Annotated in this window: 13 protein-coding genes and 1 pseudogene; 9 read left to right on the top strand and 5 right to left on the bottom strand. The window is 39.5% G+C overall.

What is annotated here, in order from left to right:
* Positions 1 to 260: 260 nt before the first annotated feature.
* A complete protein-coding gene (locus NSTC745_RS18680; protein WP_445638473.1) occupies positions 261 to 1,979 on the bottom strand; it encodes a PAS domain S-box protein in 1,719 nt (572 codons plus the stop codon).
* 1,130 nt (positions 1,980 to 3,109) lie between these two features.
* On the opposite strand from NSTC745_RS18680, the gene NSTC745_RS18675 reads away from it, so the two are divergent.
* The 3 genes from NSTC745_RS18675 (at position 3,110) to NSTC745_RS18665 (ending at position 6,893) form a co-directional block, all read left to right on the top strand.
* On the top strand, positions 3,110 to 5,704 hold the full coding sequence (locus NSTC745_RS18675) for a tetratricopeptide repeat protein (protein ID WP_445638472.1): 2,595 nt from the start codon (positions 3,110 to 3,112) through the stop codon (positions 5,702 to 5,704).
* 75 nt (positions 5,705 to 5,779) lie between these two features.
* Positions 5,780 to 6,391, top strand: a complete 612-nt coding sequence (locus NSTC745_RS18670) for a Uma2 family endonuclease (RefSeq protein ID WP_445638471.1) — start codon at positions 5,780 to 5,782, stop codon at positions 6,389 to 6,391.
* Positions 6,392 to 6,533: 142 nt separating this feature from the next.
* Positions 6,534 to 6,893 carry a VOC family protein gene (locus NSTC745_RS18665; RefSeq protein WP_445638470.1) on the top strand — a complete coding sequence of 120 codons (360 nt, stop codon included), beginning with the start codon at positions 6,534 to 6,536 and terminating at the stop codon, positions 6,891 to 6,893.
* A 302-nt stretch (positions 6,894 to 7,195) separates the two neighbouring features.
* Here NSTC745_RS18665 and NSTC745_RS18660 read toward each other — a convergent pair.
* Positions 7,196 to 8,098: pseudogene (locus NSTC745_RS18660) on the bottom strand (IS4 family transposase); the annotation flags it as partial.
* A gap of 445 nt (positions 8,099 to 8,543) precedes the next feature.
* On the opposite strand from NSTC745_RS18660, the gene NSTC745_RS18655 reads away from it, so the two are divergent.
* From NSTC745_RS18655 to NSTC745_RS18645, 3 genes are all read left to right on the top strand, one after another.
* Entirely contained in the window at positions 8,544 to 9,803 is a 1,260-nt protein-coding gene (locus NSTC745_RS18655) for a proton extrusion protein PcxA (protein ID WP_445638469.1), read from the top strand.
* 150 nt (positions 9,804 to 9,953) lie between these two features.
* The gene (locus tag NSTC745_RS18650) at positions 9,954 to 10,430 is read left to right on the top strand and encodes a hypothetical protein (RefSeq protein ID WP_445638468.1); all 477 of its coding nucleotides are present in this window, start codon (positions 9,954 to 9,956) and stop codon (positions 10,428 to 10,430) included.
* 13 nt (positions 10,431 to 10,443) lie between these two features.
* Complete coding sequence (locus NSTC745_RS18645) at positions 10,444 to 11,316, top strand: polyphosphate kinase 2 family protein (protein ID WP_445638467.1); 873 nt, start codon at positions 10,444 to 10,446, stop codon at positions 11,314 to 11,316.
* Between the two features lie 67 nt (positions 11,317 to 11,383).
* On the opposite strand, the gene NSTC745_RS18640 is transcribed toward NSTC745_RS18645, so the two are convergent.
* Positions 11,384 to 12,643 (bottom strand): alkaline phosphatase PhoX, encoded by a 1,260-nt coding sequence (locus tag NSTC745_RS18640; protein ID WP_445638466.1) that lies wholly within the window; start codon positions 12,641 to 12,643, stop codon positions 11,384 to 11,386.
* Between the two features lie 326 nt (positions 12,644 to 12,969).
* Here NSTC745_RS18640 and NSTC745_RS18635 point away from each other — a divergent pair, with 326 nt between their 5' ends.
* Together NSTC745_RS18635 and NSTC745_RS18630 are read left to right on the top strand one after the other, a co-directional pair.
* Entirely contained in the window at positions 12,970 to 13,566 is a 597-nt protein-coding gene (locus NSTC745_RS18635; protein WP_073643084.1) for a tRNA-(ms[2]io[6]A)-hydroxylase, read from the top strand.
* 15 nt (positions 13,567 to 13,581) lie between these two features.
* Positions 13,582 to 13,986, top strand: a complete 405-nt coding sequence (locus NSTC745_RS18630; RefSeq protein WP_096538955.1) for a VOC family protein — start codon at positions 13,582 to 13,584, stop codon at positions 13,984 to 13,986.
* Between the two features lie 438 nt (positions 13,987 to 14,424).
* Here NSTC745_RS18630 and NSTC745_RS18625 read toward each other — a convergent pair whose 3' ends face one another.
* On the bottom strand, positions 14,425 to 15,303 hold the full coding sequence (locus tag NSTC745_RS18625; RefSeq protein WP_445638465.1) for a phosphate/phosphite/phosphonate ABC transporter substrate-binding protein: 879 nt from the start codon (positions 15,301 to 15,303) through the stop codon (positions 14,425 to 14,427).
* Positions 15,304 to 15,484: 181 nt separating this feature from the next.
* Between NSTC745_RS18625 and NSTC745_RS18620 the strand changes: the two genes are divergently transcribed.
* A complete protein-coding gene (locus NSTC745_RS18620) occupies positions 15,485 to 16,399 on the top strand; it encodes a c-type heme family protein (RefSeq protein ID WP_445638464.1) in 915 nt (304 codons plus the stop codon).
* Between the two features lie 186 nt (positions 16,400 to 16,585).
* Here NSTC745_RS18620 and NSTC745_RS18615 read toward each other — a convergent pair whose 3' ends face one another.
* A complete protein-coding gene (locus tag NSTC745_RS18615) occupies positions 16,586 to 17,971 on the bottom strand; it encodes a protein kinase domain-containing protein (protein ID WP_445638463.1) in 1,386 nt (461 codons plus the stop codon).
* Positions 17,972 to 18,155: the final 184 nt, after the last annotated feature.

The raw sequence follows: 18,155 nt of genomic DNA, 5'->3' as shown, positions 1-18,155 counted from the left end.
CTTCATTATTTAGTTTCTAGCTTATTAGATTTGAGTTATTCAATCTTTTGATTAGTTTATATTTGATATTCAGGCAGTAGTTTGGCTGTAATTACTTACCTCCAGAAACATCAATAAATGAACCTGTTGTATATGAAGCCTCAGCTGATAATAACTACAAAATTGCTTTTGCGACTTCAGTTGTTTTACCTCCTCGTTTCATGGGTACAAACTCTTTTACTCTTTCAACACGATTCGGTTCACCACCACTAGCATGAATATCAGTGTAAATGTTCGCTTTTTTCTGCTGCTAATTGCTGAGTAACATTGCGAAAAATTCCATGAGTAGCGACTGGATGACCTTCGATAAATTTAGTGTTAATATTACCTTCTAAAAATATCGTCTCACGGTTTTTGGTAATGAATCTGGCTTTGATTTGCTGCTGTTTTTCTCCAGAAAGCACGCGATAAAACTTTTGCCAACAGTATTGCCTAAATTCTGGATGTATAATATCAAAAACATTTAAAGAAGCAATTTCAGCTTCGCTGTATCCAAAAGCTTCTCGCCACGCGCGATTCACATATAAAAAACGACCATAGGCATTCACCGCTTGAATCAAATCATTAGCATTTTCAAATAAATCTCGATATCGTTGTTCGCTTTCAACAAGAGCGATTTCTGCTTGCTTGCGTTTGATAAACTGGGCGATTTGGCTACCAATAGAACCTACCATTTCCAACAGTTCTGTATCTTTTGGTTGGATGTCTCGGCTAAAGAAAACCATCACCCCTAAGATTTCATCATCGTCTAAGATGGGAAAACCAAAAGCAGCGTGTAATCCAGCTTCAGCAGCAGGTTGCGATCGCCTTTTGTCTGCATCTTGTGTGATATCCTCAGTCCACTGGGGCGATCGTCGAATCCAAATTTCACCAGGTAACCCAACGCCAGGAGTATATGTAGTTTGCCACGTAACTGCTTTAAACTCTCTACCAGAAACTACTCGACTTGACCAAATTTCCACACACCTTAATACTGCATTGACACTGTGCCTTTTGACTGAAGTACCGATATATTGGCTTGGTGTCCAAAGTTCGCCTAAATCCCATCCCAGGTTTTGACAAATCGACGCCAAAATTTGGGGAATTACCTCCTTTATACTTTGTGATTCTGATAAGATACGACTGATAGCATACTGGGCACTTGTACGCTGTTCCCGGCGCTGTCGAGCAGTAATATCTCGACCGATGTAAACAATATCTTCTAGCCCTTCCGTTCCTCTGGAAATCACCGAACAAGAAAAAGCAATCAACCGCTTTTCTAGGGTTTTGGTTCTACAAACTACCTCTAAATTCTGAAAACTCTGCTTAACAGCAAAATGCTGATAAATTGATTTTATTACTACTTGGTCGTTAATTATTAATGAGATAGGTTGACTAATTAATTCTTCCTGAGTAAAACCAAATAATTCTTCAGCAGCATGATTTACTTTGATGATTTTTCCCAAGTTATTAGTTACCAAAAAAGCATCTACCATTGAAGCGATTACTTGTTCCATGTAGCTTTTACAATTTATTAAAGCATTGGATAGCAAATTTGCTTCATTCGTTTGCTGTACCAACTTTTGTTGTAAAATAATTTTGTCAGTAACATCCTCAATCAGTACGATTAATCTATTTTCAAATTTTTCATGTTGTTCGCCGAGAATATATATATCTATATATAAACGAGATTGTTGGTTTGAACCTCGTCTAACTCCTTGTAATTCAAATAATTCTTGCTTGCCATATAAGATAGCTTTTAAAATATCTTCAAGCCCAATCAACTCAGGAAAGCTTAGCCGGATATCTTTACCCCGTGTGACCTCCTCAGGCTGATGTGCAAACCGTTGCGCTTGCTCGGATGTATTTATAATGCAAAAATTATCATCCAGTTCCAAGCGTTCAAATTTATGTGGAAAAGAAGGTTTATTAAAAATCCGGTCTAATACTTGGTCTTTCATTGTGGTGTGGGAGCAGGCTTGAAGCCGATCTTGGAAAATGAGGATTTAGAGGAAAGAGGAGATAAATATCACAAGTGCGAATTCAGAATTTTTTAGGATCGAAGCTTAATAACTTCAAGAAAATCAGTAAGTTATAAAACCATTGATGTTCTAAGTTTTGCATTTTGACCGCTGACTGGTTCAAAGGGAACCTCTCCAGCTTTGCTCCCGATCTTAGCTAAAAGATTTCAGGAAAGAAAAACAAAAAATTTCAACTATTGCTATGTAAGATTATCATCTCATCGACAATTAATGGCTCAGGAATCAGAAATAACAATTAATAATTGAGCACCACTGATGATTCTTTAACTATTCTTTCAAACGTTTGAACAACATACAAGGCTGTTAAGTCAGAATTTACAGAAGCTGCCAATACTCAGTTTTTTTACTGAAATTCATATTAATTGATTAAGTGTAGTATTTTTAGTACCAACTCAGTGTGGTTACTTGAAAACGACTTTTAGTAATCTTTTGAGTCACTAGATCGCAATTGAGTAAGTAAGTGGGGGTCAATAAGTATCGTTGGCATAAGGCGATAGGCAATAGGCAATAAGCAATAATAACAAGGGTTTTAGCCTAATTTATGTTTCTGAACATTGTTTGATTTAATTGTGTCCACTTACTTAACTGATAGTAAATAGACTTTAGATTACTCATCTGTGCTTTTTGCAGTATTGACAATAAATTATGAATTTACATCCATCGCAGCTTGTTCTCCTAAATTCCCCAATATTTAACTTTAATCCTACCAATACCTTCTGGCTATTGGTTTGGAGATGGAGCATTGGGAATGCTGACTGTTGACTGAGAAGTTATTCTCTTTGTTCCCTTGTCTCCTCATCTCCCTTATCCCCCACTCCCCGCAAGAGTTCAAACTACGTCAAAATTTAAATAAACGCGATCGCACCTGTATAATCCAGTCGTAGGTAACAAAACTCAGAGCAAAAAATCTTGTCTGCCCAAACAAAGTATAAAAAATTACTAAATTTTGCAAATTCAATAAGTAAACTTTTATCAGATGTAAAGTCGCACAGCGATCGCCTAAAATTTAAACTTGTGGAAGTCGTATCTATAAACTTAGCCAAAACCCAATGAATCATCAGCGTGCTAATACTATAATCGCGCTTAATCAAGAGGTATTTGCTGAATTACTCACTTTTGTAGACTTTGCAGAAAAGTTTACCATTGGTTTTGTAGAAATTAATTTTTCCCCGGATGTAGAAATATTAATTGAGGCACTAAAAACAAATCCGAAATGTCAGAATATTAAGTTTGTAAATCTGAAATTTTCTGATGAAAATTTGCGATTCCTCAGGGATGAGATTGTCAAGATCTTACCAACTATTGAAATAGAATCTAACAAAAAATTAGTTTTGATTGTAGAAGGTTTAGAAAACTCTATTGGTATTTATGGAGATTATCCGCCAGTTTTACAAGACCTGAACTTTGTCCGAGACGCTTATAAAAGAACTGTTCCTCATCCCATTTTGTTTATTCTGCCAGATTATGCCCTGACTCGGTTAGCTAAATTTGCTCCTGATTTTTGGGCTTGGCAATCGGGGATGTTTAGCTTTCAAACACCTGAATTTACAGAAGATTATACGATTCATAAGGCTCAAAATACTGAAAGAGTTATAGACAAATTAGAACCTCCAGAAAAGCAAGAACGGATTGATTTATTACACCGCTTGCTAATGGAATATAAGTCTACAGGAGAAAATCTCCGCAGTTGTAGTAATATTTTGCATCAGCTAGGAGCTGCTTATCTGAGTCAGAAAAAACCTATTAAAGCTAGAGAATATTTAGAAGAAGCCGAAAAAATAGCTGGTGAATTTCTAGATTCCACATTCTATGCTGATGTGCTTTATACACTAGGAAATTCCTATAAGGAACAAAGGCAATTTGAAACAGCAATTATTTATTATCAAAAATCTTTAATTATTTCACAGCAACTTGAGAATCCTCGCGGCGAAATTGCTGCTTTGTTTCAACTGAGAAATGCTTATCTACACTTGAGACAATTTACACAGGCAAGAACTTTCTATCAACAGTGTCTAGAAATTGAACAACAAATAGACGATCGCTATTCTTCTGCTAGCACCTACCACCAGTTGGGAAGAGTTGCCCAACAATTGCGAGAATTTGAAGAAGCGCGACGCAACTACCAACAAGCTTTGGCAATCAAAATCGAATTTGACAATCGCTATTCTCAAGCCAGCACCTACCACCAGTTGGGATATATTGCCCAACAATTGCAGGAATTTGAGGAGGCACGACGCAACTACCAACAAGCTTTGATTATCAAAATTGAATCTGGCGATCGCTATTCTTCTGCCAGCACCTACCACCATTTGGGAATGCTTGCCCAAGAATTACGACAATTTGAGGAGGCACGACGCAACTACCAACAAGCTTTGACTATCAAAATTGAATCTGGCGATCGCTATTCCCAAGCACTCACTTACCACGCTTTAGGAACGCTTGCCCAACAATTGCGAGAATTTGACGACGCACGACGCAACTACCAACAAGCTCTAGCAACTTACATCGAATATGGAGATGGCTATGAACAAGCAGGCATATACTATAATTTGGGAACAGTTACCCAAGAATTGCGGGAATTTGACGAGGCACGACGCAACTACCAACAAGCTTTGGCTATCTACATCGAATATGGGAATGGCTATGAGCAAGCAGGCATGTACCATCATTTGGGAACAGTTGCCCAAGACTTGCGGGAATTTGACGAAGCACGACGCAGCTACCAACAAGCTTTGACAATTTACATCGAATCTGGCGATCGCTCCTCTTGTGCTGGCACTTACCATCATTTGGGAATGCTTGCTCAACAATTGCGAGAATTTGAAGAAGCGCGGCGCTATTACCTACAAGCTTTGGCTATCAAAATTGAATCTGGCGATCGCCCCCAAGATGTTACCTACCATAATTTGGGAACAGTTGCCCAAGAATTGCGAGAATTTGAGGAGGCGCGGCGCTATTACCAACAAGCTTTGGCAATTAAAATCGAATTTGGCGATCGCTCCTCTTGTGCTGGCACTTACCACGAGTTGGGAACAGTTGCCCAAGAATTACAGGAATTTGAGGAGGCGCGGCGGTACTACCTACAAGCTTTGGCAATTAAAATCGAATTTGGCGATCGCTCCCAAGGTGTTACCTACCACCAGTTGGGAATGGTTGCCGAAGATTTGCGGGAATTTGAGGAGGCGCGGCGCAATTACCTACAAGCTTTAGCTATCAATATCGAATTTGGCGATCGCTCCTCTTGTGCTAGAACTTACCATCAGTTGGGAACAGTTGCCCAAGAATTAGGAGAATTTGAGGAGGCGCGATGCAATTACCAACAAGCTTTGGCTATCGATATCGAATTTGGCGATCGCTATTCCCAAGCTAGCACCTATCACGAGCTCGGAAGAGTTGCTCAACAATTGCGTGAATTTGAGGAAGCGCGGCACAATTACCAACAAGCTTTGGCAATTAAAATCGAATTTGACGATCGCTATTCCCAAGCAATCACTTACCACGCTTTAGGAACGCTTGCAGAAGCAGAAGAAAACTACGTAGAGGCGAGGATTCATTTGCAGACAGCGTTGGAGATATATGTTGAGTATAAGGATCAATATTGGGCGGCGATCGCACGGGGGGCGTTAGAGGGATTACCAGAGTGATGTCAAATAGTTATATGAATATACTCCTAAGATAAGATTGCTGTATAGGTTAAGTAGTTGCCAAGGTAACAATTTATGACTCAAGCCATACCAAAACTAGTAACCTTTGAAGATTTTGCAGCATGGCGGCCTGAAGGCGGAAGATACGAATTACATGATGGGGTGATTGTTGAAATGGCACAGCCAGCGGGAGACCATGAGGATATTGTCGGATTTTTGGTTGAAAAAATTGCTGTTGAGTACGTTCGTAATGGTCTACCTTATTCCATCCCAAAAACAGCATTAGTCCAATCTCCTACTAGTCAGTCTTGCTATTCTCCAGACTTGCTATTACTCAACCGTCCTGCTTTAAAATTAGAGCCACTTTGGCAAAAATATTCTACAGTTAAATTTGCCGATTCCATTGTTTTAGCGATCGAAGTTGTTAGTACTAACTGGCGAGATGATTATCATAAAAAGCTAGGTGAATATGAGGAAATAGGGATAAAAGAATATTGGATTGTTGATTATTTAGCTATCGGTGGTAAAAAGTTTCTCGGTAATCCCAAACAACCCACTATCTCTGTTTACCAATTAGTTGACGGTGAATACCAAGTTACTCAATTTAGAGGCAATGAGCGCATCGTCTCGCCTACTTTCCCAGAATTAGATTTAACTGCCGAACAGATTTTTCAACCTTTCGGATGAATTCTGACGACTGACGCCAATATTGCTGTTTTGATAAAACAATAAGAGTTGCGATCGCTACCTTATCCCCCCCATCTCTCCCACTCACTGCAAGAGCTCAAACTACGTCAAAATTTAAATAAACGCGATCGCACTTACCAAAATGCAGATTACCCAAAGTCTTCATACAGCAATTCTCGTCACTGACTTAGAACGCTCCGAACACTTTTATGGCACAGTATTGGGATTAACCAAAATAGATCGTTCTCTTAAATACGCTGGCGCATGGTATCAAGTCGGCAACTATCAAATTCACCTCATAGTTGCACCAACTGTCCCCACTCAAAACCAAAACGAAAAATGGGGACGTAACCCTCACTTCGCCTTTTGTGTTGCTGACTTGGACGCCGCCAAACAAGAGTTGCTCGATCGTAATTATCCCATTCAACCTAGTGCCTCAGGTCGCCCTGCCCTGTTTATTCAAGATCCTGATGGGAATATTGTTGAGTTGAGTCAGCAGTGAGGGGGAGTCGGGAGATGCTTTCAAGGGCAGGTTTTTTGTTTAAGCAGATGAGAAAACTGTGGGACTTCTCCAAGGTTCAGGGAAGAAGCTACCAATAGGCAAAGGTTGACCGAGTAACAAGGCGACAATAATCTGAATAAAACCGCGTCGAAAACAACTTAAAAAACGAGTTGGTTTATGAGCTGGTGGTCGAGTACGTGCTATGTGAGTTGGTGGCAAGTCATCATAATTACTATCAGGAGGTGTAGTATCAGCCTCATTGCCAACACAGACCAGCCAGAAAGTGGCCCTTGGCGATGGCTGCGCCATCGCCATGTGTACCATCTAATTATTTGTAGTGCTTGTTCTAAACAAACGACTTGGTGGGTGGTGAGCAATCGCCAATGAATCGGTGCTTGACCTGGTGGCGAGTTAACTTCAACGGCTTCAACTGCGTAAAGCGTCACACTAGGAGGATAGTTCTGCCCATTCAATTTATCTGGACGTTGAATTGTCACCATTGCACGGCGCACAACTAACAATGCTTCTCTTGCGGTTCTACCAATGCGTGCATCTGCTGGGACATCTACTGTGTAAGTTCCCTCACTGGGTTGCTGGTTTAAGTATTGATAAAGTGATGGGGTTTTTCCCACCAGGCGACGGTCAATGCGCGCTCTGACCAACACATGATTATCTCGATTTGCGAGTGTCGCAAATTCCTCATACATATCACTTTCTCGGTCGCCGATATGAGCGATCATTTTGGCTTCCCCAACACTGATGCACCGTTGAGTTTCATCTGCTGAACGCAGCCATTTGTATGATTCTTTCTCCTCTATTGGCAATTGGCTATAGTTTCGTTCATGCTTATCTTGATGGTTGATATCTCTAGTCCACAGTTTGACTGTGCTTATCCCCAAGGGAAATCCATTTTCTGCATCTAATACTAGTGTTGGATGAATATAAAATCCTACATCTGTGTTATTTCCTACTACACCGACATCCAAGGCTTTCAACCTGCCTGCATGAGATTGCAAGTTAATTTCGCTCGTATCACTGATAGCTAATATATGCTTTCCTGCTACCTGTAACACGCAGCGATCTGATAGGCTTCGTACTAATTCCCCTACTGTCACATTCTGATTCTCCAAAAACCGATAGTATCCTACTTGTTCGGCTGTATTTTTACTTATTTGTCGAATGCTTACTGATTGATGTTTTCCCATCACTTCGTACAATGCTGCCCCCTTTTAGAGAGTCTTGGGTCTCCAAATGCTTTTCCCTCAACTGCTTGCGTGTGTATTTTGATTGGATTTTCCACCGCCTTTTACTCCCCACAACTCCTGCTCTTATTACTTTACTTGGACTTGTGTGTACACCGTAGCTTGCTAAGGGGAGGGGAGCGTTTGCTGTCTTCAAATGCGGGGTGGGGTTCTTTATTTTGGATTTATGCAAGAGGTCTATTTTGCTCACCGTGCCGATATACTTGAATTGAAAATTTTTGAAAATCGCCCTTTGCCTGTACCTAATCATTTAATAGGTGTACAATCAAAATAACAGATTTATCTCATAAGTCTTGGGTAATAGAGAATAATATGTTTAGTTAACTATTACCGATGATTAATATTTATTTAAATCTGCTAAAAATTGTCAATTAATAATATATAAAAAATGAAAAAGTCATTCGCAATTAGAGCAGAATTACTTTATCAAAAGCTGAAAGAATATTGGCGATCGCCTAATCGTTGGTTTTTAGATACACCAGAAAGAGCACTGTTAGATGCTTACGAAGCAGCCGAGAGAATTAAAAACATTGAAATTGAGCATTTTGATGGTAAAAAAATCTCTTCTGCTTCCGGAAAATATACTGAAAATGTCATGTCTTATTGGCAAGTATACCTTGATAAAAACTTAAGTATTATCAAAATTAGACTGGCAGAATTCACACTGAGTCGGACAATTATCGATATCTCTAATTCTGCTTTATTAGAAAAATTGCACGTTATTGATGAAATTGTAGAAAAGTACGCCATCAAAAATGAAGTCATTGATTCTCAATCGCGGCAAATTAAGCAAACCAAAACCAAAAATCTGCCAAACTTGCCTGATATCAATGAAATTAAAAGTACATCTCCATTTCAAAAGACTGGAGTCTTTCCTGGGTCTATTGGTAGAAGTATTAATGTAATTAAAGGAGATCTTTCACCCCATGCAGAAGAAAATTTTACCAGAAATTACCGATTATCTAGAAATAGAACAAGAATTGCCCTAAGATTTTTCCTGATCCTAATTCTTGTACCGCTGGTAACTCAGCATTTATCTAAAGAAATATTAGTAAATCCTATAGTAGAAAAAATCCGAGGAGAGAATACAACTCAAATTTTCATTAATTCTGACATGGAAAAAGAGGCTCTCCAAGAATTACGTAATTTTCAAGCAGCATTAAGATTTCAATATTTACTGGGAGCACCACAATTATCATCCGAAACCATACAAGAAAGAATCAAAGACAAAGCATCGGAAATATCTGAAGAATTTCGCATTAAAAGTAATAGCAGCATTAGTAATATTTTTGCTGACTTAATATCACTAATTTCTTTTGCCTTAGTTATCAATTTCAGTAAAAAAGAGATTGTGGTTGTTAAGTCTTTTATAGATAATGTTGTTTACGGACTTAGCGATAGTGCAAAAGCCTTTTTAATTATTCTGTTTACAGATATATTCGTAGGATTCCACTCCCCGCATGGATGGGAAATTGTTCTAGAAGGATTCTCAGAACATTTAGGTTTGCCAGCCAATAACAGCGCAATATATTTATTTATTGCTACATTTCCTGTAATTTTAAATACTATCTTTAAATACTGGATATTCCGATATCTAAGTCGCTTATCTCCGTCAGCATTAGCTACATTAAAAGAGATGGATGAATAATTATAATAATTCAGAATTCAGAATTTAGAATTAATAAGACTTGGGTATCTAGGGTCAATAATTTGAATAAAATGTACTAATCCAGATGACAAGCCTTTATCTTTATATATAGGGTTGTCCCCTTGTACCCTTGTTTTTGTGAGACGTAGTATGGATTTTGAAAGCAAAGCTAAGACTTCAAGTGCTACAAATAATATAGATTTTGCTGAACCAACTACCACTCGTAAGCCACTAGAATTGCTGCGAGATACTGAAGCTTTGTTACGCCGCCCAACTGTAGCAACGCTAGTGCCGATTTTACCACCAAAACTCAGTAATAGGTTGCAAACAGCCTCATCTTTAGCAGATGACTCTTTTAAAAATCTGTCAGAAATTGACCTAGACAATATTAGTGATTTTGAACTGCGACCTGCGCGAATTAGTCTTGGCTTAAGCTTTATTGGTTTTGGAGCGCTGATGATATTAGTACTTTTGTTGTACTTAAACACTTTGCATCCAGAACTCAATGCAATAGAGCAGATTCGGCAATACTGGTATCAATATGTTTGGTTTGTCAGTTTAGGTATCACAGGAATGTTTATGCTAGGCCGTGAAGCCATGCGTCCGGCCCCAAAACGCCGAAAATGAGGAGATTTTATACATGAATCACGATGCTTTTATTGTTCCACCAGGTTCAAAGATTTCTTTGAAAAAAAACTATGACCCAGGTTATAAAACTGATTTTTATCAAAAAGGCGATGCTCTAACTAAATTAAAAGCAGATATTGAACGACTAGCAAATTACCAAAATATTCTTTACGCTCAAAATACTTATGCCTTGTTAATTATTTTTCAGGCTATGGATGCTGCTGGTAAAGACAGCACAATTAAACACGTGATGTCTGGTGTAAATCCACAAGGATTTCAGGTATTTAGTTTTAAGGGGCCGAGTACAGAAGAATTAGATCATGACTACCTGTGGCGAACAACGAAGGCTTTGCCAGAGAGAGGTCGAATTGGTATATTCAACCGTTCATACTATGAAGAAGTTTTAGTGGTTCGCGTCCATCCAGAAATGCTCAAAAAGCAGCAACTACCAAATTTTCCTGAAGGAAATCAGATATGGAAACAGCGTTTTCAAGAAATTAATAATTTGGAAAAATATTTAGTAGATAATGGTGTAATTATTTTAAAGTTTTTTTTAAATGTTTCCAAATCAGAGCAGAAAAAGCGATTTTTAGAAAGGATTGACTTGCCGGAAAAAAATTGGAAATTTTCAGCTAACGATGTCCGGGAAAGAGCTTTTTGGAATGATTATATGGATGCCTATGAAGAAGTTTTTAATCACACTAGCACAAAATGGGCACCGTGGTATATTATTCCTGCCGATCGCAAATGGTTTACACGCTTGGTAGTTGCCGATATCATCTGCACAAAACTAGAAAAACTAAATCTAAAATACCCGACAGTTACAGAAGAACATAAACAGCAACTTTTAGAAGCAAAACGCATTTTGGAACAGGAAGATTCTTGAAGTTCCGCTAAGAGTTCAGTCAGGGCGATCGCTCTCTACCCTGACTGCACTGAAACAGAACGTAGAGTTACCAAGGCCCCCAAATAGCAAAGGTTATTCCTGGACTCTGCATGTTGACAAACATTGTCTGACCGTCAAGGGAGAAGCAAACCCCAGCGAACTCTGATGTATTAAGAGCATTCTTGGCAAACTTGTAAAGGCTGCCACTGGAAGTGATGCCGAGAATATAATCCGTTCCATCCCCATCCTCACAGAGAAAGATGTCCCGGTTGGGGACAACCACAATATTGTCTGGATTGTCTAGGACACCAGAATTGTTGGGTTCAATATAGAGTTCAACAGTATTGTTAGTGGGCGAATAACGCCAGATCTGCCCATCTCCAGAACTACCTCCACTCTTACAAGTGAAGTAGACATAACCACCACCATAAAAGATGCCTTCTCCACCTGAAAACCTGGCAGCACCTTTGTTATACCCTTCTGTTCTGACGGTATCAGTAGTGGGATCGGGATTGGTAATTTGTACCCATTCCACTGCTCTAGGCGTATTTTTTGGGAAACCGGTAGCTGTGTTAATTCCAGACAACCCTGTAATCTTTAAGGCGTATAGCAAGCCTCCAGCACTGAGATTGTTGCTTTGGTTGGGAATGAAGCGGTAGAACAGCCCGTTCCCCTGGTCTTCAGTCATGTAGATATACCTTGTGTTGGGATCTACAGCAGCAGCTTCGTGATTAAAACGCCCCATTGCGGTTAACGGGACGGGGGTGACAAAAGTTGTTGCGCTACTGGGAACTTCAAACACATAGCCATGCTTCTTGCTGTTATTGGTTTCAAAGGTTTCCTCACAGCTTAACCAAGACCCTGAAGGGGTAGGGCCGCCGGCACAATTACGAATGGTTCCTGCTAAAACTCCCCGATGTTCTATCAAAGTGCGGGAAGTACTAACAACCAATTTAGTGCAACCGCCCCTTGCATTTGAGTTGTACTTGCTGCCAGTAGGAGCGCCCAAACCATTGCTAGAACTGGGAGTGAGTTCGTGATTGCGAATTAGAATTGTATTGCCATTGGAACCTGCAAAAGCACCCATACCATCGTGACCGCCGGGTACTTGATAACCATCATTCATCGTTTGACCTGTTTCGGATAGTCTGCGATAAGTGAATCCAGCTGGCAAATCTAATACTCCGTTGGGATCGGGCACTAAATTCCCGTAGGGGCCCGCAGCGATCGCCGGTTTAGCATAAAAGGCTTGCAAAGGAGATAGAAGAACAGCACCTGTAGCCGATGCCCCTGCCAAGGTAAAAAACTCACGTCTAGATAGATTCAATGTATGCTCCCGAATATTTTTGATGAGGCTTAATTTGTTGCAAATAGCCAGCCTCAATTATCTAGGATGAGCAGTTTATTTGAATTTAATAGGAGGTTAAAAACAGTTTATTTAAGAGATTTAATTAATGTCAGAAATATATAAATTTCTAATAGCTTTTTTTGGGTAAAAAAAGAATTAAACTAAAAGTTTGCCAGATTATAAAAGCGTATCGAACAGAAGTGTTGCTCGTTCTCTATTTCCTTTTAACGCTAAAACTCTGAATTCTGCTGTAAAATCAGTTTGCTGAAGTACTCAGCAAAATTGCAATTCTATAGTTTTGTGATGTGCTTACTCAGTTACCGACTATTAATGCCCTGAAACAGCCCACGAGTTCTGCTTGGATCGAACAAGCGATCGCTAACTTAGATATCATCTTACTCGACCACTCCCACTGCGAACGTAAAGCCGCAGGTGTGGCCTTGAACTTTATGTTCCGCTACCCTTCTAATACTAAAATGGTGCGGGAACTCACAGCGATCGCCCGCGAAGAACTAGAACACTTCGAGCTAGTTAACCAATGGCTAGAACGGCGGAATATTCCTTTGGCTCCCTTACCACCACCTCCTTACGGCGCGGGTCTAAAAGCTGCTGTACGTCCTCAAGAACCCCAGCGATTTTTAGATTCCTTACTAGTCACTGGCTTAATCGAAGCTCGCAGCCACGAACGCCTGGGATTATTAGCTGCTCACTGTCCAGAGCCAGAATTAGCAAAATTTTATCGCGGCCTCATGGCGTCCGAAGCGCGTCACTACGGTATATATTGGGTTTTAGCTGCTACTTACTTCGACAAAGAAATTGTCATGCAACGCCTTGATGAATTAGCAATTGTTGAAAGTGAGCTGCTGGCGACTTTGCATCCAGAACCTAGAATTCACAGTTAGTAGACCAAGGCCACTATGAAGCTTCAACTAACACACTTGAGACTGCTTGTCTCCAACTACAAAGATTCTTTTTTGTTCTACCGAGATTTGCTAAAATTTGATGTCGATTGGGGAGATGAAAATAGCGGATATGCTGAGTTTAATAGCGGACATCTCAAACTCGGTTTGTTCAAACAAGAATTAATGGCTCAAGTAGTCCCAAGAATCGATCAGCCTTCGTATGTTGCCAGTCGAGATAGAATTGTTTTGATTTTCGCAGTTGATAACGTAGATGAGGTCTATCAACAAGTCAAAGATAGTAATGCAACTGTCGTCACCGAACCAATAGACCGTCCAAATTGGGGAATCCGCACAGCCCATTTTCGCGATCCTGATGGAAATTTAATCGAAGTTTACAGCAATTTGGGAATTGTTAGTTAAAAGCAACTCACAAAATTTTAGATTTCAAATTTTGGATTTTGGATTGAAGAATAACTCAGAATTCAGAATTCAGAATTCAGAATTAAGAGCGTGAGGGATTCAAAACCGCCACTAATTGTAGATCGCTAAATCGTTCGCGTAGCGTCTCAAAAGGAGAAGATTTAGTGGGGGAATTAAACCCACTTACTCATTCGCCAACCGCATAGAATTAAATTCTGAATTCTGGCTCCTGACTCTTGAATTCTTTACTTGTTAAAAATTCAAAGTTTATAGCAGTTGAAGCATAGTTTATGTCCTAAACTGCTCAAAAACCCCATACATCCCAAAGACTTTATTTGCTCATTTCCTATTACCTTTTCCCTGCTCTAAAAAAATATAAAAGCAGAAACTTGAAAAGCCAACCATAGCATTAATCTAAAATATAAAATCCAAAATTGTTTAACTCTTTGTTGGCATTTTTGATTCAAACAAACGCACAGGTTTAGTCTGCAAATTAGAAGCAATTGAACTTACTCGGTCTACCACAGAAATCATATATTTGTAATCTGGTACTTGTCCGTTGGGTACATAGCCAACTTCTTGAGCTAAACCTGAAGGTAACTCGCTCATTACTTTGCGGATGAATTCCTGACGGTTGCGCTCTACATTAGGCCCAATCAAAACCACACCCAGTGGTACATAGTGGGGATCTTTAAAGAGTACGCGAAATTCCGTCGGACTAAACTGTGAAGCGTGGAGACTCAAATCAGCCTCCGAAATTGCACAGGCGTTAGCTTTTCCTTGAGCTACGAATTCCAGCCCTGCTTTTGGTGTGGGTGCAAACAATATTTCAGCCAGTGTTGTACCATAAAGGTTGTAAAGAGGAAAATAATATCCTGTCGCCGAACCTAACTGACCTAAAGCCACTATTTGATTTTGTAGTTGTTTTAATTCAGATATTGAACTGTCCTTGCGAACAACAAAAATTGAACGCAAATCACTAATACCTACTAAAGGAAAAAAAGGAACATATTGGTAACGTGCCATCGCAATAGCCGCTAAACCCGGTGGCGCAAAGACCAACGACCAAGCACGTGCCTCAAGGCGTTCGACGGCTTTGTTTTCATTAAAAGCAGGCTCTAATTGAATATATGAGTTTGTTTTTTCTCCCAGATAAGTATTGAATTTAGCATATTGGTTAATTATTTGTTCGCCTCCACCATAGTTAAGAACGCCAATAGTTAACGGGCCTTCAAACTTCCGCCTTTGTTGACAACTAGCAAATGCCAAACCTAGCAGATTAAACAGAAATAAACGACGGGAAAATCGCGAAACCATCACTAATTATGATTGAGAAAATAACTTGGCTTAAAAAACTAATTTAAATAAACTTATTTACAGGTTAAATAAGGTAAATTACAACAAAAAATTAATATTTATTAATTCAGCGATCGCCAGTTTTGTAATCGGTATAAATAGATATTAAACAAGCTTATATACCACCTTCGTTGCTTAGGTCATGTTAAACAACATTACGTTAAAAAACTTAAAAATAGGTGCTAAATTTAATCTACTTTTAATATTAGTTTTCATCGCCAGTATTTTGGGAAGCGGCCTTGCCTTATCCAGTTTACTTCAGGCCAGAGCGCAAAATGAAGTAACTTCTCAAGCGCAGATTCTCATCCAAATGGTGAATGCAGTTAGAAACTATACACAGGTTCGGATAGATCCCTTATTAGAACCTAGACTAGAAACCAATCCAACATTCATGCCTGAAATAGTGCCAACTTTTTCCTCAAAAGAGGTTTTTGAAAATTTTCGCAAAAAGCCTGAATATAAAAACTTTTTTCATAAAGATGCGACACTTAACCCCACAAATCTAGCAGATAAAGCTGATAGCTTTGAAACTGAACTTGTAGAGCGTTTTCGCAACGAAGCAAAGACCCTAGAAATTACTGGCTTTCGCAGCTTACCAGAAGGCGAGGTATTTTACATTGCCCAACCACTCAAGATTACACAGCAGCAATGTTTACGATGTCATTCTACACCAGAGCAAGCTCCTAAGAGTCAATTAGCAACTTATGGTTCTGAAAATGGTTTTGGCTGGAAACTGAACGACATTGTTTCCGCTCAAATAATTTCTGTTCCTTCAGAAGAAATTTTTGCCAATGCCAAACGTACTTGGATATTGATTATGGGGCTTTTGATTGCTATCTTTGCACTTATAATTTTCTTGATTAATTTTTTAATCAAAAAAGCTGTAATTCAAAGAATCAAAAGAATCGAAAAAATCGCACAAAGAGTCAGCACTGGTGACATGACTGCTGATTTTGAAGAGATATCTAATGATGAAATTGGTGGATTAGCAGAAGCATTTAATCGTATGAAATCCAGCTTAAGAATAGCTATGGATATGCTGAATAATCAGAGTTAAAGATTTATGGGCATGGGGCATGGGGCATAGGGCATGGGGCATGGGAGATGGGGAGTTTGGGGAGAGAGGGGAAATTAAAAAAGCTTCCCACACCTAACGAGCTTGCCCCATCCTCCCACACTCCCTGCTTGCCCAATGCCCAATGCCCAATGCCCAATGCCCAATGCCCAATGCCCCATGCCTAATTCAAGAAAGTAAACGTTGTTCAAATTGTAAGGCTTTTTTAGCTTCGGGAATTTTTGAGGCTAAAATTTTTACTAGTTCTGCACGAGAAATTTGTCCAGAAGATTTAACAGTTTTTTGGACTAAAAATTTAGCTATCGGGCCAATTAAATCAGCCAACTCACGTTCGCATTTTTCCACAAATTTGTCGCTGATGACTTCTTCTTGGTTTGGTAAATTATTTGGATTAATTTCAGAGCGATCGGATTTAACAGTTAATTCTTGTATGAAAGTAGGTTTCTCAAATAGAAATCTTGTTTTATTGTGAAAATCAATAAGTTGATTTCCTCGCAGATGAAGTTCCAATCGACTAATTAATTCTTCGTAGTTGCCTGCTGAGGCTGCAACTTGTTGGAGTAATCTTGGCGCAACAGGGCCGACCAATTCCAAGAGAATTTTTTCTAAGCGATTGTAATTTTCTGGAGACAAAATAAAAGCAGACGAATATGCAATTGAATTTTCTTGAGAAAGCGAAACTTGAGGGGGTTGGATAAAATCTGAAGGTTGAGTTGATTGGGCTTCTACTTTACTATCAAGATGCTCAAGCACCTCTAAAACTTCGGCCGCAGACTGATAGCGTTGTTTAAAGTGGTGTAGCACCATCTTAGATAGCACAAATGCCAATCCAGAGCTAACATTAGCTTGATGCTGCCAAGAGATTTCTCCTGTATCTGGGTCTTCCTCAAAGTTTGTCGGATGTATACCTGTTAACGCTTGGATAGCAATAATGCCCAAGGAATAAATATCACTGTTAGGGCGAGGCTTACCTTGTCCCTGTTCTGTAGACATGTATCCTGGGGTGCCAATGATAATACTAGCCGTAGTTTGCCCTACAACTGTAAGTAGTTGAGTTTCCATTTGTTTGACAGCACCAAAGTCAATCAGCACTAACTTACCGTCTTGTTGCCGCCTAATTATATTGTCTGGCTTGATATCTCGATGAATAACGTTATGGCTATGAATAAATTGCAGAATACCCAATATTTGTTTGAGGAGTTGAATTACTCGATCTTCTGTCCAACGTCCGTTGGGAGGTAGTTCTGGTTTGAGAGTATGCCCTTCAATGAAATCTTGCACCAAGAAAAATTCTTGGTTGTGTTCAAAATAGGCTAAAAGCCGAGGAATTTGGTCATGAGTTCCAAGTCTTTCTAGTGTTTCTGCCTCACTAGTAAATAGCCGTCTGGCAGTTTGGAGAAATTCAACGCTGCGAGTGGCTGGCTTGAGGTGTTTGACTACGCATTTCGGAAAACCAGGCCTGTGGGTATCTTGGGCAATGTAGGTTTGACCGAACCCTCCTCCACCTAAAACTTGAAGGACTTGGTAACGTCCATCTAATAATTGTCCTAGCATTGTGTTACTTGCTTAAGTCCTCAAATTAATCTTGGCACAACTACCAGCTTTAGAAAGATTTTTGAAAAAGGAACTATGTAACTAGTGTTGGAATTCCAAAGTTTTTTGAGGATTTTACTACAAGTTTCTGACTCCCTAAACTCCAAATCGGCTTAACACCATATTATTGTTGAAGCTTTAAACT

Source organism: Nostoc sp. DSM 114161 (genome assembly GCF_052692665.1).
The sequence above is the reverse complement of the archived record's forward strand: the minus strand, read 5'-3'. Positions and strand labels throughout refer to the sequence as shown.

Coding starts and splice junctions, on each gene's coding strand:
- NSTC745_RS18680 (WP_445638473.1), bottom strand. CDS start 1,979: ATGAAAGACCAAGTATTAGACCGGATTTTTAATAAACCTTCTTTTCCA.
- NSTC745_RS18675 (WP_445638472.1), top strand. CDS start 3,110: ATGAATCATCAGCGTGCTAATACTATAATCGCGCTTAATCAAGAGGTA.
- NSTC745_RS18670 (WP_445638471.1), top strand. CDS start 5,780: ATGACTCAAGCCATACCAAAACTAGTAACCTTTGAAGATTTTGCAGCA.
- NSTC745_RS18665 (WP_445638470.1), top strand. CDS start 6,534: ATGCAGATTACCCAAAGTCTTCATACAGCAATTCTCGTCACTGACTTA.
- NSTC745_RS18655 (WP_445638469.1), top strand. CDS start 8,544: ATGAAAAAGTCATTCGCAATTAGAGCAGAATTACTTTATCAAAAGCTG.
- NSTC745_RS18650 (WP_445638468.1), top strand. CDS start 9,954: ATGGATTTTGAAAGCAAAGCTAAGACTTCAAGTGCTACAAATAATATA.
- NSTC745_RS18645 (WP_445638467.1), top strand. CDS start 10,444: ATGAATCACGATGCTTTTATTGTTCCACCAGGTTCAAAGATTTCTTTG.
- NSTC745_RS18630 (WP_096538955.1), top strand. CDS start 13,582: ATGAAGCTTCAACTAACACACTTGAGACTGCTTGTCTCCAACTACAAA.
- NSTC745_RS18625 (WP_445638465.1), bottom strand. CDS start 15,303: ATGGTTTCGCGATTTTCCCGTCGTTTATTTCTGTTTAATCTGCTAGGT.
- NSTC745_RS18620 (WP_445638464.1), top strand. CDS start 15,485: ATGTTAAACAACATTACGTTAAAAAACTTAAAAATAGGTGCTAAATTT.
- NSTC745_RS18615 (WP_445638463.1), bottom strand. CDS start 17,971: ATGCTAGGACAATTATTAGATGGACGTTACCAAGTCCTTCAAGTTTTA.